Raw genomic sequence first — 18,130 nt, 5'->3', positions numbered from 1 at the left:
CCCCTCTCTCCCGAGTGGGTGCCGATCGGCACCCACCGCCCCGCGGCTTCCGTGGCCTCAGGCCACGATCAGATAGATGCCGTACGCCACCACCGCGGCGCACAGCGCGAAACAGGCGTACGCGCCGGTGCGCGCAACCGGGGACGCGCCGCCCGCGGCCGCCTGGGGCTGCGGCTGGGCCGTACGGGAGGTGCCGATGATGCCCAGGGTGAAGACCCCTACGACGCCGACCGTCACCGCGAGGCTGACGCCGAAGACCTGGCCGAGGGCTGCCCAGTCGATGTGCATTGCGTGTGCTCCCTGTCAGCTTTTGGAACCGGTTCCCGCGGTGGCGGGAGTGGGTGCGGATTCGGACGAAGCGTCGCCGTCGGTGCCGGACCCGGCGGATTCAGCCGACCCGGCGGAGGCGGCGGAGGCGGTCTTCCCGGCGGGCGGCGGGGCCACCGACCGCACGGCGGCGGTGACGACGCCGACCGGCTCGGAGGACTCCGCGCCCGGCTCGTTGACGTTGCTGGCGTCCACCGGCTTGCGGCGCGAGAGCGCCCAGATGACACCGCAGCCCAGCACCGCGAGGACGGCGACCACGGTGACGCCCCAGCTGCCCTGATCGGCCAGCAGCGCCGCGGCGGCGGCCACCAGACCGGCGGCCGGGAGGGTCAGCGCCCACGCGGCGACCATGCGGCCCGCGGTGGACCAGCGCACCACGCCGCCCTTGCGGCCGACGCCCGCACCCATCACGGCGCCCGAGCAGACCTGCGTGGTCGACAGCGCGAAGCCGATGTGGGAGGAGGCCAGGATGACGGTCGCGGCGCCGGTCTGGGCGGCGAAGCCCTGCGGCGGCTGGATGTCGGTGATGCCCTTGCCCATGGTGCGGATGATGCGCCAGCCACCCAGGTAGGTGCCGAGCGCGATCGCGAGACCGGCGGAGACGATCACCCACATGGGCGGGTCGGAGTCCGGTGCGATGACGCCGCCGGTGACCAGCGCGAGGGTGATGACGCCCATCGTCTTCTGCGCGTCGTTGGTGCCGTGCGCCAGGGAGACCAGGGCGGCCGAGGCGATCTGCCCGGCGCGGTAGCCCTTCGCGGTGTCCTCCTCGGCCCGGTTGCCTGCCAGCCGGTAGGTGAGCCGGGTGGCGGCCACCGAGGCGATGCCCGCCACGAGCGGCGCGGCCACGGCCGGGATGAGGACCTTCATGACGACCGCGTCGCCGTTGACCCCGTCCATGCCGACGGAGACCACGGTGGCGCCGATGAGGCCGCCGAAGAGGGCGTGCGAGGAGCTGGACGGGAGACCGGCCAGCCAGGTCACCAGGTTCCAGAGGATGGCGCCGACCAGCCCCGCGAAGATGACTTCGGGCTGGATACCGGAGCCCTCGTCGATGATTCCGCCGGAGATGGTCTTGGCGACCTCCACGGAGAGGAAGGCACCGACGAGGTTGAGGACCGCCGACATCGCCACCGCGACCCGGGGACCGAGTGCTCCCGTGGAAATAGTGGTGGCCATGGCGTTGGCCGTGTCGTGGAAGCCGTTCGTGAAGTCGAACACCAAGGCCGTGATGATCACGATCCCGATGAGAAGCGTGATGTGTTCCATACACCCGGTCAATCAGCTCGGAGGGCGGTCAGTGCACGGTGAACGTAGGGAAACTGGGTGAACGGGAGATGAACTGAGGCGGGCTTCACGGTGACACGAGCGCGGGGGTGTGAGAACGGCTGGTTTTCGACCGTACTCCCTTTCGCCATAAGGAATTTGACGTTCATACATCAACCTCCTGTAGTCCACTCGGCTCGGTGTTCCTATGGAAGGATCACGCCCGGAGGTGAGCGCCCGTGACGGAGCCGCGATCGGCACGACGGCCACAGCCGAGGCTGACCCAGCCCCTGCGGCAGGCCTGGACGCATGTGGTGCGGACGGCCCGCAGAACCACCGCCGACGGACTCGTCGTCGGTACGTCGGGCAACGTATCGGCGCGGGTCGGTGACACCGTCCTGGTGACCCCGAGCGGCGTCCCGTACGACCGGCTCGGCCCGCGTGACGCGGTCGGCGTCGACCTCGACGGCCGACAGGTGCTGGGCACCCTCACGCCCACCAGCGAGCTGCCCATGCACCTCGCCGTCTACCGTCACACGGATGAGGCCTCGGCCATCGTCCACACCCATGCCGTTCACGCCACAGCGGTCTCCACGCTCGTCGACGAGCTGCCCGCGATCCACTACATGACCGCCGCCCTCGGCGGGCCGGTCCGGGTCGCCGACTACGCGCTCTACGGCACCGATGAACTGGCCGAAAACATGCTGCACGCGCTGCGCGACCGCTCCGGCTGTCTGCTGCGCAACCACGGCACCGTCGTCTACGGAACGACGCTCGACCAGGCATACGACCGCACCGCCCAGCTGGAGTGGATGTGCCAGGTCTGGCTGGCCGCGGCCGCCGTTCCCGGCCACACCCCGACCCTTCTCCCGCCCGTCGAGCTGGAGCGCGTCGCGGCCAAGCTCAGCGGCTACGGCCAGCAGCCCACCGGGGACACCACCCAGAACTAGGGGCCCGAAACAGCCCATCCCGCTGGCCGGTCCGCCGCTCCCCGCCCACACTGGGAGCGATGCGTGTGCGGACAACGGCGGTCGCTGCCGCCACCACTCTGCTGGGTGTCGGCGCGGCCGCGGTGGCGGCGGGCCGGTACGTCACCGACGCTGCCCTGAAACCGGCGCCCGACCGGCCGCTGCCGAACGAGCCGCCACTCACCGTGCACGCCACCGGCGAGGGCCGGATCACCCTCACCCGTTCGCTCGCCTCGCTGCGCCCCGGCACCTACGGCCTCGTCGGCCGGGGCTGCCACGCCGTCGTCGGCCCGGTGGACGAGGACGCCCGGCACCCCGCCGACTGCGTCGTACGCCGCCTGGAGCGGGTCACCCACGGCACCCTCGACGCGGGCACCCGGGTGCGGCTCACCCCGCAGGTGTACATCGGCAACCCACGGGACGCGCTCGGCATCGAGCACGCCGACGTCGACATCCCCGGCGAACTCGGGCCGCTGCCCGCCTGGTTCCTGCCCGGCGAGCGCACCACCTGGGTGATCACCGCCCATGGCCTCGGCACCACCCGCGAACACCCCATGGTCGTCATGGAGCTGCTGCACCGGCTGCGGATCCCGGTGCTCGACCTCGCGTACCGCGGCGACCCCGGCGCCCCGCGCCCGCCCGACGGCATCAGCCACCTCGGCGAGACGGAGTGGCGCGACCTCGACGCCGCCATCCGCTACGCGGTCCGCTACGGGGCGGAGAGCGTCGTCCTGCACGGCTGGTCCACCGGCGCGTCCATGGCCCTGCACGCGGCCGCCAACTCCGCACTGCGGCACCGGCTCAGCGGCATCGTCCTGGACTCCCCGGTGCTCGACTGGCGGGCCACCCTGCGCGCCCTCGCCGCCGCGCGCCGCACCCCCGCCGCCCTGCTCCCGCTCGCCGTACGGGCGGCGGAAGGGCGTACCGGGCTCCACGACAGCAAGCTCGCGGAGGCGGCCGACCCCGAGAGCCTGCCGGTGCCGACCCTCATCGTGCACGGCCCCGGCGACACCCTCGCGCCCTGGGACGCGTCGCGCGAACTCGCCGCCGCCCGGCCCGAGCTGGTCACCCTTCACCCGGTGCGACACGCCCCGCACGCCGCCATGTGGAACGCCGACCCGCGCGGGTACGAGGAGGCCCTGCGCCGCTTCCTCACGCCTCTCATCTAGGGTCCGGCTACCCGCCGTAATCCCGCCGGGGCGACCGCCGGACGGGTGCCGATTGGGCTTTCGGGCCGTCAACGGCGAGACTGCTTCTGTGACGTCCCGTACTCCGCGCGACTCCCGGCTCCGACTCGTCCGCCAGCGGCCGATGGCTACCGCACCGCGGCCCGCGCCGAACCGCTCCCGGCCGTCGCCACGCCCGCCCGAGGGCACGCCGCCCCGCCCGGAGCTGGCCCGGCAGGCCCGCGCGGGGCTGGTCGGGGCCGTGGAGGTGGCCCGCTGGGCCGCCGCCGAGGACGACTCCCTCGGGGCCCTCTCCGACCCGGCCGCCGCCCGCGCCGCCGCCGCGCTCGGGCGCACCGCCGAGGAGGTGCGGACCGACTGGGACCGGGCCCGGCTCGTCGGACTCGTCGATCTGCACGGCGGCACCGCCCGCCCCGGCTGGCGGCTCCAGGCCTGGGACCGCGACGACAGCGCGGTGCTGCGCGGCTGGGTCGCGCTGCTCGACGCCTGGTCGCTGGCCAGCCCCGCCCCGGACACCGCCGAGCCCTCGGCCGTCGCCGAGGTGGTCGAGGCCGTACCGCAGCTGCTCCCGCTGCTCCAGCTGTCCGCGGGCCCGGTGCAGATCTCCACGCTGCTGGACATGTTGCGCAAGCGGGTCGCCGAGCTGCGCACCGAGCGCTGCGAGGTGCCGTACGGGGTGGCCGCGCCGGAGGACGCCGAACCCGCCAAGGCCCCGGACCCGGGGGACCAGCCGGAGGCCATCGAGGGTGACGACGGGCTGGAGGCCCTGCTCGGCTGGGCCCTGGACGCCCTCGCCTCGGTCGGGGCGCTCACCGTCCTCGAAGGCGACGCCGTCCTCACCGCGCTCGGCAGCTGGGCGGTGTGGGTCAAGCTGGAGCAGATCTGCGTGGCCGCCCAGAGCCCCGCGGGGAACATCGAGCACCCCGCCGCCGACATGCTGCGCGGCTGCGCGGGCCTCACCCCCGGGCCCGCCCGCGCCGAGTACCGGGCCTGGCTCGCCGCGCGTCCGGTGGGCAGCGCCATCACCGAACTGCTGGACGCCGCGCGCGGCGACGACGCCCTGCTGCGCGGGCTCGCGTTCGAGGCGCTGCGGGTCGCCGGGGCGCCCGCCGAGCCCGCGGTGCGGGCCGTCGTGGACGAATCGTGCCTGCGGCCGTACGCGCTGCTCTGGCTCGCCGAGCACGAGGGCGCCGACCCCGAGGACGCGCTGGACGTGCTCACCCGCGAGGAGGCCACCTGGCTGTGGGTGGACACCGCCGCGGCCATCTCCGACCACGGCGAGAGCCCGCTGCTGGTGCGCCATCTGGAGTCCGCGGTGCAGGGCACGGTGCCCGCGCTGCTGCAGGAGGTACGGGCCGTCGGCCACCCCCGTACGGTGCAGGTGCTGGTGGCGCTGGCCGCCGCGCACCCCGACCCGGCCCTCGCCAAGGCGGTGCGCCGGGCGGCCTTCCAGGTCCACACCGGCGGCGTCTGATCACTGATCTTCTCGCTGGGAAGCGGCGTCCGGGGGACAGGGGAGACCTCCGGACCCCAGGGAAAATCCGGTCGCCCGCCCCGCTAAACTAGCCCGCATGGCAATTCTCCTCGTGCATTAGACGGCGTCGGCCCCGCCCGCTGGTCTGTCCCGTCCGCCGTCCATCTGCCCAGGAGTAATTCCCGTGATCACCGCATCCGGCGTCGAGCTGCGTGCCGGCGCCCGTGTCCTGATCGAGTCCGCCTCGTTCCGTATCGCCAAGGGTGACCGCATCGGTCTCGTCGGCCGCAACGGCGCCGGGAAGACCACGCTCACCAAGTGTCTGGCGGGCGAGGGCGCCCCGGCCGGGGGCTCCATCACCCGCTCAGGGCAGGTCGGCTATCTGCCGCAGGACCCGCGCACCGGCGACCTCGACGTCCTCGCGCGCGACCGCATCCTCTCCGCCCGCGACCTCGACTCCGTGCTGCGCAAGATGCGCGAGAACGAGGACCGCATGGCCAACGGCCAGGGCGCCACCCGCGAGCGCGCGATGAAGAAGTACGAGCGCCTGGAGACGGAGTTCCTGACCAAGGGCGGCTACGCGGCCGAGGCGGAGGCCGCGACCATCGCGGCCAGCCTGGGCCTGCCGGACCGGGTGCTCGGCCAGCCGCTGCACACCCTCTCCGGCGGTCAGCGGCGCCGCGTCGAGCTGGCCCGGATCCTGTTCTCGGACTCCGACATCCTGCTGCTGGACGAGCCGACGAACCACCTCGACGCCGACTCCATCGTCTGGCTGCGGGACTACCTGAAGACCTACAGCGGCGGCTTCATCGTCATCTCCCATGACAACGAACTGGTCGAGACGATCGTCAACAAGGTCTTCTACCTGGACGCCAACCGCTCCCAGATCGACATCTACAACATGGGCTGGAAGCTCTACCAGGCCCAGCGCGAGGCCGACGAGAAGCGCCGCAAGCGAGAGCGCGCCAACGCCGAGAAGAAGGCCGCAGCCCTCAACTCGCAGGCCGACAAGATGCGCGCCAAGGCCACCAAGACGGTCGCCGCGCAGAACATGGCCCGGCGCGCCGACAAGCTGCTGTCCGGCCTGGAGGCGGTGCGGCAGTCCGACAAGGTCGCCAAGCTGCGCTTCCCGGACCCGGCCCCGTGCGGCAAGACCCCGCTGACCGCCGAGGGCCTGTCGAAGTCGTACGGCTCCCTGGAGATCTTCACCGATGTCGACCTGGCCGTCGACAAGGGCTCCCGGGTCGTCATCCTGGGCCTCAACGGCGCGGGCAAGACCACTCTGCTGCGGCTGCTGGCCGGGGTCGAGAAGCCGGACACCGGCCAGGTGCAGCCCGGCCACGGGCTGAAGCTCGGCTACTACGCGCAGGAGCACGAGACGCTCGACCCGGACCGCACGGTCCTGGAGAACATGCGCTCGGCCGCCCCCGACCTCGACCTGGTCGAGATCCGCAAGACGCTGGGCTCGTTCCTGTTCTCCGGCGACGACGTGGACAAGCCCGCCGGGGTGCTCTCCGGCGGTGAGAAGACCCGGCTCGCGCTGGCCACCCTGGTCGTCTCCTCGGCCAACGTCCTGCTGCTGGACGAGCCCACGAACAACCTCGACCCGGCCAGCCGCGAGGAGATCCTCGGCGCGCTGCGCACCTTCACCGGCGCGGTGGTGCTGGTGACCCACGACGAGGGCGCGGTGGACGCGCTCCAGCCGGAGCGGATCATTCTGCTGCCGGACGGGATCGAGGACCTGTGGGGCGCGGACTACGCGGACCTGGTCGCGCTGGCCTGACCCCCGCCTCGTAGATCATTCGGCCTAGGCGTGATCCGTCATCTGAGTGAGAACGGCTGGTATCGCGGCGCGCCGCCCACGACCGGCGCACGGCACATGCCGCGCGCCGGTCGCTCTCTGTCGAGCCTCTAGCCCATAGGCCCTGACCTGCCCTTTCCTCGGGGATCAACAAAGAGTGACAGGGCGGAAGTCGCCGGAATCCTGGATTCCGAAGGCTCGGATGGCGCCATTTCCCGGAATCCTTCCTCCACAGGTCTTGCCGAATGGGTGGCCAGGAAGGCGCCTAGGGGTGATCATGAGAGTCACAGAGCGCACTTCCCATGAGGAGGCACGGGTGGCCGAGACTCTGAAGAAGGGCAGCCGGGTGACCGGCGCCGCGCGCGAAAAGCTCGCGGCAGACCTGAAGAAGAAGTACGACTCCGGGGCGAGCATCCGGGCGCTGGCCGAGGAGACCGGCCGTTCCTACGGATTCGTCCACCGGATGCTCAGCGAATCTGGAGTGTCCCTACGTGGTCGCGGTGGCGCGACGCGAGGCAAGAAGGCCGCATCGGCCTGATCGCGCGTCTCGCGTCGGAGGTTCGTCACCGGCAGCAGGTGTGGACAGTGCCACCCGGTTGATCGTCCGTTCGACCGGGTGGTTACTGTGCAGTCACTTGTACTCACCGCGACTGCCGGAGGCTTCCCGTGACCCTGCTCGACAAGGACGGCGTTCAGCTCACCGTTGATGACGCGGTCGCCACGGTGACCCTGACCAATCCGGCCAAGCGCAACGCACAGTCGCCCGCGCTGTGGCGGGCGCTGGCCGAGGCCGGGTCGCTGCTGCCGGGCAGTGTGCGGGTCGTCGTGCTGCGCGCCGAGGGCGTGTCCTTCTCGGCGGGTCTCGACCGGCAGGCGTTCACCCCCGAGGGCTTCGAGGGCGAGCCGTCGTTCCCGGAGATGGCGCGCGGCTCGGACGCCGAGCTGGACGCGATCATCGCCGCCTATCAGGACGCGTTCACCTGGTGGCGGCGCAACGACATCGTGTCCATCGCCGCGGTGCGGGGCCATGCGATCGGGGCGGGCTTCCAGCTCGCCCTCGCCTGTGACCTGCGGGTGTGCGCGGAGGACGCGCAGTTCGCGATGCGCGAGACCAGCCTCGGGCTGGTGCCCGACCTGACCGGCACCCATCCGCTGGTCGGGCTCGTGGGGTACGCCCGGGCGCTGGAGATCTGCGCGACCGGGCGCTCCGTCCACGCCGAGGAGGCCGAGCGCACCGGCCTCGCCAACCTCGTGGTGCCCGCCGCCGAGCTGGACGGCGCGGTCCAGGACCTGGCCGCCGCCCTGCTCGCCGCCCCGCGCGACGCGGTGGTCGAGACCAAGGCGCTGCTGCGGGGCGCCGCGGACCGTACGTACGACGAGCAGCGCACCGCCGAGCGCGCCGCCCAGGCCCGCCGCATCCGCGACCTCGCCGGTCTGGCGGACTAGTCCTCGAAGGTCAGCACCGGCTTGATCGTGGCGCCCGCCGTCATGTCCGCCGCCGCCTCCTCGATCCGGGCGAACGGATAGGTGCGGATCAGCTGGTCCACGGGCAGCCGTCCCCGCTGGTGGAGGTTCACCATCAGCGGGATCAGCTGTTCCGGTTCGCTGTCGCCGAGCGTGACGCCGGTGATGCGGCGGCCCGGAAGCATGCCGTTGACGTCGACCGCGACCTCCGTGCCCATGGGCGGTGCCCCGATGACCGCGACCTCGCCCCGGGGCGCGAGCGCGTCGATCGCGGTGCGCAGGACACCGGGGCTGCCCGTGGTCTCCAGGGCGCAGTCGAGGCCGAGGCCGTCCGTCAGTTCGACGAGGGCCTCCGCCGTGTCCTCCTCGGCGGCGTTGACGACGGCCGTGGCGCCGAGCTTGCGGGCCAGCGCCAGCCGAGGGGCGAGCCGGTCGACGGCGATCACCTGCCGCACCGGGCCGAGCACGGCGGCCATCAGGGCGGCGAGCCCGACCGCGCCGGTCCCGAAGACGCCGATCGTGCTGCCGGGCCGGGGCCGCAGGACGTTCAGGACGGCGCCGACCCCGGTCTGGATGCCGCAGCCGAAGGGGGCGAGCGTGGTCAGCGGTATGTCTGCCGGGACCCGGACCACGCTGCGCTCGTCCACCAGCGCGTGGGTCGCGAAGGACGACTGGCCGAAGAAGTGCCCGCCAAGACCGCCGCTCCCGGAAGCGCCCCCGGAAGCGCTCCCGGAGGCGGAACGCAGGGTCGCGGTGCCGTCGCCACGGGTGCCGCCGAGGAGGTTGAGCGGCAGCCAGGAGGCGCAGTAGGCGGGATGGCCGCCGCGGCAGGTGCCGCACGCGCCGCACGAGGTGAATGTCAGGACGACGTGGTCACCGGGCCGTATCCGGCTGACCCAGGACCCGACCCGCTCCACCACGCCCGCGCCCTCGTGGCCGAGGACGCCGGGGAGCGGGAAGGGCAGCTGGCCGTCGCGCACGGTCAGATCGGTGTGGCAGACCCCGGCGGCGGCCAGCCGGACCACGATCTCGTCCGGCCGGGGCTCGTCCAGGGTGACCCTCTCCAGGGAGAAGGGGGCGCCGGGCTTGTTCACCACGGCGGCGAGGGATTCGGTCATGGTGGGGCTCCCTGGCTCAGAACGGGTAGCGCGCGGTGTCGCCGCGCAGGGTCAGCCACTGCGTCTCGGTGAAGGCGTCGAGATTGGCCCGGGCGCCGCCCACCCGGCCGAAGCCGGACGCGGCAAGACCGCCGAAGGGCGCGTTCGGATCGTCGTTGACCGTCTGGTCGTTGATGTGGACCATTCCGCTGGGAATCCGTTCGGCCAGCGCCAGCCCGCGCGCCGTATCGGCGGTGAGGATGCCCAGGCTCAGGCCGTACGGGGAGTCGGCGGCGAACGCTGCGGCCTCGTCGTCGTCACGGTACGGGCGTACGCACGCCACCGGGCCGAACACCTCCTCCTCCCAGGCGGGCACGGACGGGCCGCAGTCGGCCAGCACCGTGGGCCGGTAGAACCGCCCCCGGTGGGTGCCGCCGGTGACCACCCGGGCGCCCGCGGCCACGCTGCGCTCGACGAGGTCCACGACATGGCGAAGCTGCCGGTCGTCGATGAGCGGGCCGAGGGCGACGTCCTCGCGGAAGGGGTCGCCCACGGTGAGCTGCTCGGCCTTCTTGGCGAGCAGGCCGACGTACTCCTCGTACCGCGACGCATGGACCAGATGGCGGCCGACGGCCATGCAGATCTGCCCCTGATGGAGGAAGTTCCCCCAGGCCCCGCAGGACGCGGCGGCCTCGATGTCGGCGTCCTCCCGCACGATCAGGGCGCTGTTGCCGCCCAGCTCCAGATGGGCCCGGGTCAGCTGCTCGGCGGCCAGCGCCCCGACCGCGCGGCCCGCCTCGGTGGAGCCGGTGAACGACACGACCCGCACCGCCGGGTCGCGGACGATCGCCGCGCCGACGTCCGCGCCGCCGGGCAGGCACTGCAGCAGCCCGGCGGGCAGCCCGGCCTCCTCGAAGACGCGGGCCAGCACCACCCCGCCGGAGACTGGGGTGCGCGGATCGGGCTTGAGGAGGACGGCGTTGCCGAGCGCGAGCGCCGGGGCGATCGAGCGGATGGACAGGATCAGCGGGAAGTTGAACGGCGAGATCACGCCGACCACCCCGACCGGGATCCGGCGCGCCATGCTCAGCCGGGGCTGCGCCGAGGGCAGCAGCTCACCGGTGGGCGCCGCGGGCAGCGCGGCGGCCTCCTCGCACTCGGCGGCGGCGACCGCCACCTCCAGCGCGGCCTTCGCCCGTGACGATCCGGCCTCCCGCACGATCCACTCGGCGATCTCGTCGGCGTGGCGGCGGAAGACGTCGGCCGCGCGCCGCAGGGCCGTGGCCCGCTCGGGGAAGGGGGCTGCGGCCCAGGCGCGCCCCGCGGCCGCCGCCGTACGGGCCGAGGGCGCGACGTCCGCCTCGGTGGCCCGGCCGACGGAGCCGAGGTGCTGCCCGGTCGCGGGCTCGGTGATGTCGATGGTGCCGGGCAGGGCCGGGCGGTCCCAGCCGCCGGTGAAGATCCTCTCCGCCCAGTCGGCGGTGGAGAGCAGGCTCATCACGGACTCCTCAATGCTCAGGAATCCTGATGATGCTCCTCGGGGAAGAGGGCGACAAGGCCCGGGACGTACACATTTCAAGAACTTTGCGCTCGCATCAGCTCCTGCGCCGACGTCGGCACCGCCTCCAGCACCAGCACCGCGAGATCGTCGTCGATCGGCTCGGTGCCGAAGTCATGGGCGGCCAGCCGCACCCGTTCCGCGATGGCTTTGGCGCCGAGCCCCGCACAGCCGCGCAGGATGTCGGCCAGACCGTCGTCGTCATCCAGCTGGCGGTTGCCGTCCCGCCGCTCGGTCACCCCGTCCGTCACGCACAGCAGCGTCTCGCCCGGCGCCAGGTCCAGGGAGTCGGCGTGGAAGTCGGGCTCGTCGTCGATGCCCAGCAGCATCTGCGGCAGCGCCGCGGGCGCCACCGTGCCGTCGGTGCTCAGCCGCAGCGGCAGCGGATGCCCGGCGCTGGCCAGGACGCAGTGCGCGCCGCCCGAGCGCGGGTCGGGCTCCAGCTCCCCGTAGAGCAGGCTGAGGAAACGCGACCGGGCCTGATCGCCGCCGAGCGCCGCGGCCTCCGCCTCCTCCTCCACCAGGGCCTGGTTGAGCCGGGTGAGCACCGACTCCACGCCGTGGCCCTCACGGGCCAGCAGCCGCACCAGATGGCGGGCCAGACCGGTGACCGACATCGCCTCCGGGTCGCTGCCGCAGACGTCGCCGAGCAGGAAGCACCAGCGGCGGCCGCCCATCGGGAACAGGTCGTAGAAGTCGCCGCCGACGGTCTGGCCCTCGCCGTGCGGCTCGTAGACGATCGCGGTGTCCACGCCCGGGATGTGGGCCAGCGAGACCGGCAGCTGGCGGCGCTGGAGCGCCCGGCTGATGGTGGCCTGCTGGGTGTACTGCCGGGCGGTGGCCACGGCCTGGGCGATCCGCCGCGCCACGTCGTCGGCGAGTCGCACCACGCCCTCGGTCATCCGCGCCACCCCCGCCCGGCCGAGCAGCAGCACCCCGTAGTCGCGGCCGCGGGCGATGAGCGGGAAGGTCAGCGCGGAGCCGCCGGTGCCCGAGGGGGCGGCGGCCTCGGGCCAGGGCATGGGGGTGCCCGGGGCGTCGAGGCCGGTCGGCGGCGGATCGCTCTCCAGCGTGGCGCGGAGCGCCTCGATGCGGCGCTCGTCGTTGTGCCAGACCCGGCGCAGCTCCGGCCGTCCGCTCTCGCTGGTCAGCCACACCGCGCACCAGTCGGCCAGCCGGGGCACCAGCAGCTGCCCGGCGAGCGCGGCGACCATGTTCTCGTCCAGCTGTCCGGTGAGCAGCTCGCTGGCCTCGGCGAGGAATGACGACCCGCCTCGGTCGACCCACTCGGCGGTCCGGTCGCGGCGTTCGCGCGGCGGCGCTGGCGTACGGGGCGGGGGCGCGGGGAGCGCTCGGCCGGGCGCTTCGGCGCGTACGGACTCGGCCTGGGCCGTCGCCATCTCGGTGCCCAGGCGGAACCACACGGACTTGCGGGTGCGGTGGTACGTCACGCCCCAGGACTCGGCGATCGCGCCGATCAGCTGGAGGCCCCGGCCCCGGCCGTGGCGCTGGGTGTCGGGCCCGCCCAGTACGACGCTCGCGGGGTGCAGATCGGCGACCTCGATGACGATGCCCGGGCGGTCCGGCGGCTCGTCGGAGGTGTCGCCGGGGGCGTCACCGGGGGCCTCGCCCGGGGTATCGGCGGAATCCCCCGGTCCGTTCCCGGCCCGGAGGCGGCAGGTGACCTCGACCCGGGTGCCCGCGTGCAGGACGGCGTTGGTGACGAGTTCGCTCACGAGCAGGACGGCGTCCTCGGTGATCCGGGCGCCGATCGCGTCCGGTCCGAGAATTTCTTTCGCGGTCGCTCCCGCGAGCGTGGTGCGGACGAAGGTGCGCGCGGCCCCTGGTGCGCGCACGCTTCCGGGCAGCGTCGTCCGTGCTACGGACTCGCGCGAGAGAGGAAGCAAAGCCCCCACGTGCGGCTCCCAGGGCAATTCGGGCGGATTGGGCCATCTAGGTGCCATATTATGACAGACGTAGGGATATCTAATGATCTTTTAAAGGGACGGCGCCATGGCACGCGACCCGAATCCCACGGAGTGCACCGCCGAGCTGAGGTCCCTGCTGGCGGCGATGAACGCCTTGTGCGACGGCGACTTCACCGTACGTATGGACGGCGCGGGCGAGGGTGTGCTCGGCGAAATGGCCGGAGCGTTCAACCAGCTGGTGGCGCGCAACGCCCACCTGGCCTCGGAGCTGCAGCGGGTCCGCCGCGAGGTGGTGCGCCAGGGGCGCCTCGACGAGCGGATCAGCGCGAGCCCCGGCCAGGGCGCGTGGACCACCACCGTGGACGACGCCAATCAGCTGGTGGACGCGCTGACCGGGCCGGTGTCCAACGCCACCCGGGTCCTCGACGCCATCGCCGAGGGTGATCTGACCCGGCGGGTCGATCTGCACGACGGCAACCGCCAGCTGCGCGGCGACCTGCGGCGGCTGGCCCGGGGCGTCAACCGCACCGTCGACCAGCTGGCCCTGTTCACCGGCGAGCTGACCCGGGTGGCCCGCGAGGTGGGCACCGAGGGACGGCTCGGCGGCCGGGCCAAGGTCCAGGGGCTGTCCGGGGACTGGCGCGAGGTGACCGAGGCCGTCAACGCCATGGCCGCCCGGCTGACCAGCCAGGTCCGCGACATCGCCGTGGTGACCACGGCCGTGGCGCGCGGCGACCTCACCCAGCAGGTGACCGTCGAGGCCACCGGTGAGCTGCTGGAACTGAAGCTGACCGTGAACACGATGGTCGACCAGCTGCGCGCCTTCGCGGACGAGGTGACCCGGGTGGCCCGCGAGGTCGGCACCGAGGGCGAACTCGGCGGCCGGGCCCAGGTGCGGGGCGTGTCCGGGGTGTGGAAGGACCTGACGGACAACGTCAACTTCATGGCGTCCAACCTGACCAGCCAGGTCCGCAACATCGCCCAGGTGACCACGGCGGTCGCCACCGGTGACCTCTCCCAGAAGATCACCGTCGATGCCCGGGGCGAGATCCTCCAGCTCAAGAACACCGTCAACACGATGGTCGACCAGCTGTCCGCGTTCGCCGACGAGGTGACCCGGGTGGCCAGCGAGGTGGGCACCGAGGGGCGGCTCGGCGGCCGGGCCCAGGTCCGTGGCGTCTCCGGGGTGTGGAAGGACCTCACCCAGAACGTCAACTTCATGGCGGACAACCTGACCTCCCAGGTCCGCAACATCGCCCAGGTCGCCACCGCCGTCGCTGAGGGAGACCTCAGCAAGACGATCGGTGTGGAGGCCAAGGGCGAGATCCTGGAGCTGAAGTCGACGATCAACACCATGGTGGACCGGCTGTCGTCCTTCGCGGACGAGGTGACCCGGGTGGCCCGCGAGGTCGGCACCGAGGGAAACCTGGGCGGCCAGGCGCAGGTCCGTGGCGTGTCCGGGGTGTGGAAGGACCTCACCGAGAACGTCAACTTCATGGCGCTCAACCTGACCAGCCAGGTCCGCAACATCGCCCAGGTGACCACGGCGGTCGCCGACGGTGATCTGTCCAAGCAGATCACCGTGGACGCCCGGGGCGAGATCCTGGAGGTCAAGGAGACCGTCAACACCATGGTCCAGCAGCTGTCGTCCTTCGCGGACGAGGTGACCCGGGTGGCCCGCGAGGTCGGCACCGAGGGCCAGCTCGGCGGCCGGGCCGAGGTGCGGGGCGTGTCCGGGGTGTGGAAGGACCTGACGGACAACGTCAACTTCATGGCGTCCAACCTGACCAGCCAGGTCCGCAACATCGCCCAGGTGGCCACCGCGGTCGCCCAGGGCGATCTGTCCAAGAAGATCGACGTGGACGCGCGCGGCGAGATCCTGGAGCTGAAGACCACCATCAACACGATGGTCGACACGCTCTCCTCGTTCTCCTCCGAGGTCACCCGGGTGGCCCGCGAGGTCGGCAGCGAGGGCCAGCTCGGCGGTCAGGCCCGGGTCGAGGGCGTCTACGGCACCTGGAAGCGGCTGACCACCAGCGTCAACGATCTCGCCCTCAACCTCACCACCCAGGTGCGCGCCATCGCCGAGGTCGCCTCCGCCGTCGCCCAGGGTGATATGTCCGGGTCGATCTCGGTCGAGGCGCAAGGCGAGGTCGCGGAGCTGAAGAACAACGTCAACCTCATGGTGGCCAACCTGCGCGAGACCACCCGCGCCAAGGACTGGCTGGAATCCAACCTGGCCCGTATCGCCTCCATGATGCAGGGCCACCGCGATCTGGTCGAGGTCGCCGACCTGATCCTGCGCGAGCTGGCCCCGCTGGTGAACGCCCAGTTCGGAGCGTTCTTCCTCGGCCAGCCCGGCGTCGGACCGGGCGAGGGCATGAAGCTGATCGCCGGATACGGCACCGATCAGGGCGACGTCCCGCTGCCCGCCGCCGGCGCCGGCGGCCGCGGACTGGTCGCCCAGGCCACCCTGGAGAAGAAGCGGCTCCTGATCAGCAACGTCCCGCCCGACTACATCACCATCAACTCCGGGCTCGGCGCCGCGCTCCCCACCAGCGTCGTCATCCTGCCGATCCTCTACGAGGACCAGGTGCTCGGCGTCATCGAACTGGCCTCCTTCAGCCGGTTCAGCGAGGTCCACCTCGCCTTCATCGACCAGTTCGTCAACACCATCGGCGTCTCGATCAACACCATCATCGCCAACGCCCGCACCGAGTCGCTGCTGTCCGAATCGCAGCGGCTCACCACCGAGCTGCGGCAGCGCTCCAACGAGCTGCAGCGCTCCAACGCGGAGCTGGAGGAGAAGGCCGCGCTGCTGGCCACGGCCTCGCAGTACAAGTCGGAGTTCCTGGCCAACATGTCGCACGAGCTGCGCACCCCGCTCAACTCCCTGCTGATCCTGGCCCGGCTGCTCGCCGACAACGCCGACCAGCGGCTGTCCCCCCAGGAGGTGCAGTTCGCCACCACCATCCACCGCTCCGGCTCCGACCTGCTCCAGCTGATCAACGACATCCTCGACCTGTCGAAGATCGAGGCCGGGCGGATGGACGTCCGCCCGAAGAAGCTGCCGCTGATGAAGCTGCTCGACTACGTGCACGCCACGTTCCGGCCGCTCGCCATCGACCGCGGTCTGTCGTTCGAGATCGCCGTCGGCGAGGACGTACCGCGCGAGCTGTACTCCGACGAGCAGCGGATCCAGCAGATCCTGCGCAACCTGCTCTCCAACGCCCTGAAGTTCACCTCCTCGGGCGGGGTGAAGCTGCGCGTGGAGCGGGCGGCCGGTACGGAGTTCCAGGAGGAGACGCTGCGCGACGCGGACGCCGTCGTCGCCTTCTCCGTCAAGGACACCGGCATCGGCATCGCGCCCGAGAAGCTGCCCGTGATCTTCGAGGCGTTCCAGCAGTCCGACGGCACCACCAGCCGCAAATACGGCGGCACCGGCCTCGGCCTGTCCATCAGCCGCGAGATCGCCGGAATGCTGGGCGGCCGGATCATCGCCGAGAGCGAGCAGGGCGTCGGCTCCTGCTTCACGTTCTACGTGCCCGCGCACTACGCCGGAGTCGTCCCGCCGCCCGATGTCTCGGACCCCCGGGCCACCGGCGCCACCGTCCCGGCGGCGCTGCCCCCCACGGACGAATCACTTCCGGACACCGCCGACCACGCGCCCAGCGGCGTGTTCAGCGACCAGAGCGGCGTGACCGGCGACCGCAGCTCGCTGGAGAATCTGCTGGCCCCGCAGGACCGCGACGGCGACGGCGAAGAGGCACCGCCGGACGCCCCCCGGCTCCAGCAGTGGCAGCGCGGCCGACCCGGCCGGGTGCTGACCGGCCGCCGCATCCTCATCGTCGACGACGACATCCGCAACGTCTTCGCGCTCACCCATGTGCTGGGCCGGGTCGGCATGACCGTGAAGTACGCCGAGAACGGCCGCGAGGGGCTGGACGTCCTGCACCGCAACCCGGATGTGTCCCTGGTGCTGATGGACGTGATGATGCCGGAGATGGACGGCTACGAGACGATCCGGGCCATCCGCGGCACCCCCCGGCTCGCCGATCTGCCGATCATCGCCCTGACCGCCAAGGCCATGCCCGGCGACCGCGAGAAGGCCCTTGAGAGCGGCGCCAACGGCTACGTCCCCAAACCGGTGGACGTCGACCGGCTGATGTCCACGGTCTGCGATCTGCTCGACCCCGCGGGCTGTCCGCCGGAGCCGGTGGAGGCGGGCGAGGCGGCCGACCCGGTGGCGGCTGACCCGGTGGAAGTCGTGGAAGCGGAGGAGCTTGTCGAGGACGGCGACGAGCCCGGCGAAGAGTCCCCCGGCGAAGAATCCGGGGACGAGCCGGGCCCGGACGCGGAGACGCGACCGCCCAGGCAGCGACGGGGGGAGTCATGAGCGCCGCCGCCCCCGACCGGGCCGGAATACTGATCGTCGACGACATGGAAGAGAACCTGATCGCGCTGGAAGCCGTCCTGGGCCCGCTCGATCAGCGTCTGGTCCGCGCCCACTCCGGCGAGGAGGCGCTGAAGGCGATGCTCCGGCAGGACTTCGCCGTCGTGCTGCTCGACGTCCTGATGCCGGGGATGGACGGCTTCGAGACCGCCGCCAACATGAAGCGTCTCGACCAGACCAAGGACGTCCCGATCATCCTGCTGACCGGCACCGACGCCGACTCGGACTACCCCTACCGGGGTTACGCCATCGGCGCCGCCGACTTCCTCACCAAACCCATCGACCCCTGGCTGCTGCGGACCAAGGTCAACGTCTTCCTGGATCTGCACCGCAAGAACCTCCAGCTCGCCGCCCAGGCCGAGCAGCTGCGCAGACAGCTGGCCGGGGAACCGGACCCCTCGGACGTACGGCTGGAGCGGGTGTCCGAGCAGCTCGCCCGCACCGCGGTGGCGCTGCGCGCGGGCGAGGGAAGCGAGGAGGCGCTGGGCCTGGCCGACTGCGTCACCGAGCTGGCCCACACCGTCGAGGAGCTGCGGGCGGCCCGCCAGGCGTTCCAGGGCCGATGATCCCGCCGGGGCCGATGACCCCGCCGGGACGGCTGACGGCC

13 protein-coding genes are annotated in these 18,130 nt (G+C 72.2%); 8 read left to right on the top strand and 5 right to left on the bottom strand.

The window, feature by feature from the left end; all coding sequences use genetic code 11:
• Positions 1-57: 57 nt before the first annotated feature.
• Both ACWC5C_RS39355 and ACWC5C_RS39350 read right to left on the bottom strand, forming a co-directional pair.
• A complete protein-coding gene (locus tag ACWC5C_RS39355) occupies positions 58-288 on the bottom strand; it encodes a hypothetical protein (RefSeq protein WP_009718927.1) in 231 nt (76 codons plus the stop codon).
• Between the two features lie 15 nt (positions 289-303).
• On the bottom strand, positions 304-1,596 hold the full coding sequence (locus tag ACWC5C_RS39350) for an anion permease (protein ID WP_450883702.1): 1,293 nt from the start codon (positions 1,594-1,596) through the stop codon (positions 304-306).
• 236 nt (positions 1,597-1,832) lie between these two features.
• Between ACWC5C_RS39350 and ACWC5C_RS39345 the strand changes: the two genes are divergently transcribed.
• The 6 genes from ACWC5C_RS39345 (at position 1,833) to ACWC5C_RS39320 (ending at position 8,469) form a co-directional block, all read left to right on the top strand.
• On the top strand, positions 1,833-2,543 hold the full coding sequence (locus tag ACWC5C_RS39345; protein WP_450883700.1) for a class II aldolase/adducin family protein: 711 nt from the start codon (positions 1,833-1,835) through the stop codon (positions 2,541-2,543).
• 59 nt (positions 2,544-2,602) lie between these two features.
• Positions 2,603-3,730 carry an alpha/beta hydrolase gene (locus ACWC5C_RS39340; protein WP_450883698.1) on the top strand — a complete coding sequence of 376 codons (1,128 nt, stop codon included), beginning with the start codon at positions 2,603-2,605 and terminating at the stop codon, positions 3,728-3,730.
• 142 nt (positions 3,731-3,872) lie between these two features.
• Positions 3,873-5,222 (top strand): hypothetical protein, encoded by a 1,350-nt coding sequence (locus ACWC5C_RS39335; RefSeq protein ID WP_450883696.1) that lies wholly within the window; start codon positions 3,873-3,875, stop codon positions 5,220-5,222.
• A 184-nt stretch (positions 5,223-5,406) separates the two neighbouring features.
• The gene (locus ACWC5C_RS39330) at positions 5,407-7,005 is read left to right on the top strand and encodes an ABC-F family ATP-binding cassette domain-containing protein (protein ID WP_385448130.1); all 1,599 of its coding nucleotides are present in this window, start codon (positions 5,407-5,409) and stop codon (positions 7,003-7,005) included.
• A 334-nt stretch (positions 7,006-7,339) separates the two neighbouring features.
• Positions 7,340-7,561, top strand: coding sequence for a helix-turn-helix domain-containing protein (locus tag ACWC5C_RS39325; protein ID WP_009718933.1), 222 nt, complete (start codon positions 7,340-7,342; stop codon positions 7,559-7,561).
• 128 nt (positions 7,562-7,689) lie between these two features.
• Complete coding sequence (locus ACWC5C_RS39320) at positions 7,690-8,469, top strand: enoyl-CoA hydratase/isomerase family protein (RefSeq protein ID WP_450883693.1); 780 nt, start codon at positions 7,690-7,692, stop codon at positions 8,467-8,469.
• On the opposite strand, the gene ACWC5C_RS39315 is transcribed toward ACWC5C_RS39320, so the two are convergent.
• From ACWC5C_RS39315 to ACWC5C_RS39305, 3 genes are all read right to left on the bottom strand, one after another.
• Positions 8,466-9,605 (bottom strand): NAD(P)-dependent alcohol dehydrogenase, encoded by a 1,140-nt coding sequence (locus ACWC5C_RS39315; protein WP_450883691.1) that lies wholly within the window; start codon positions 9,603-9,605, stop codon positions 8,466-8,468. The genes ACWC5C_RS39320 and ACWC5C_RS39315 overlap by 4 nt on opposite strands.
• A 16-nt stretch (positions 9,606-9,621) precedes the next feature.
• Complete coding sequence (locus ACWC5C_RS39310) at positions 9,622-11,082, bottom strand: aldehyde dehydrogenase family protein (RefSeq protein ID WP_450883689.1); 1,461 nt, start codon at positions 11,080-11,082, stop codon at positions 9,622-9,624.
• A gap of 77 nt (positions 11,083-11,159) precedes the next feature.
• A complete protein-coding gene (locus tag ACWC5C_RS39305; RefSeq protein ID WP_450883687.1) occupies positions 11,160-13,058 on the bottom strand; it encodes a SpoIIE family protein phosphatase in 1,899 nt (632 codons plus the stop codon).
• 97 nt (positions 13,059-13,155) lie between these two features.
• Between ACWC5C_RS39305 and ACWC5C_RS39300 the strand changes: the two genes are divergently transcribed.
• Entirely contained in the window at positions 13,156-17,466 is a 4,311-nt protein-coding gene (locus ACWC5C_RS39300; protein WP_450883685.1) for a HAMP domain-containing protein, read from the top strand.
• Entirely contained in the window at positions 17,463-18,089 is a 627-nt protein-coding gene (locus ACWC5C_RS39295; protein WP_385448115.1) for a response regulator, read from the top strand. The genes ACWC5C_RS39300 and ACWC5C_RS39295 overlap by 4 nt, the downstream gene beginning before the upstream one ends.
• Positions 18,090-18,130: the final 41 nt, after the last annotated feature.

This window comes from Streptomyces sp. NPDC001700 (assembly GCF_053596435.1).
Note: the sequence above shows the minus strand (reverse complement) of the source record. Positions and strands in the feature narration are given on the sequence as shown.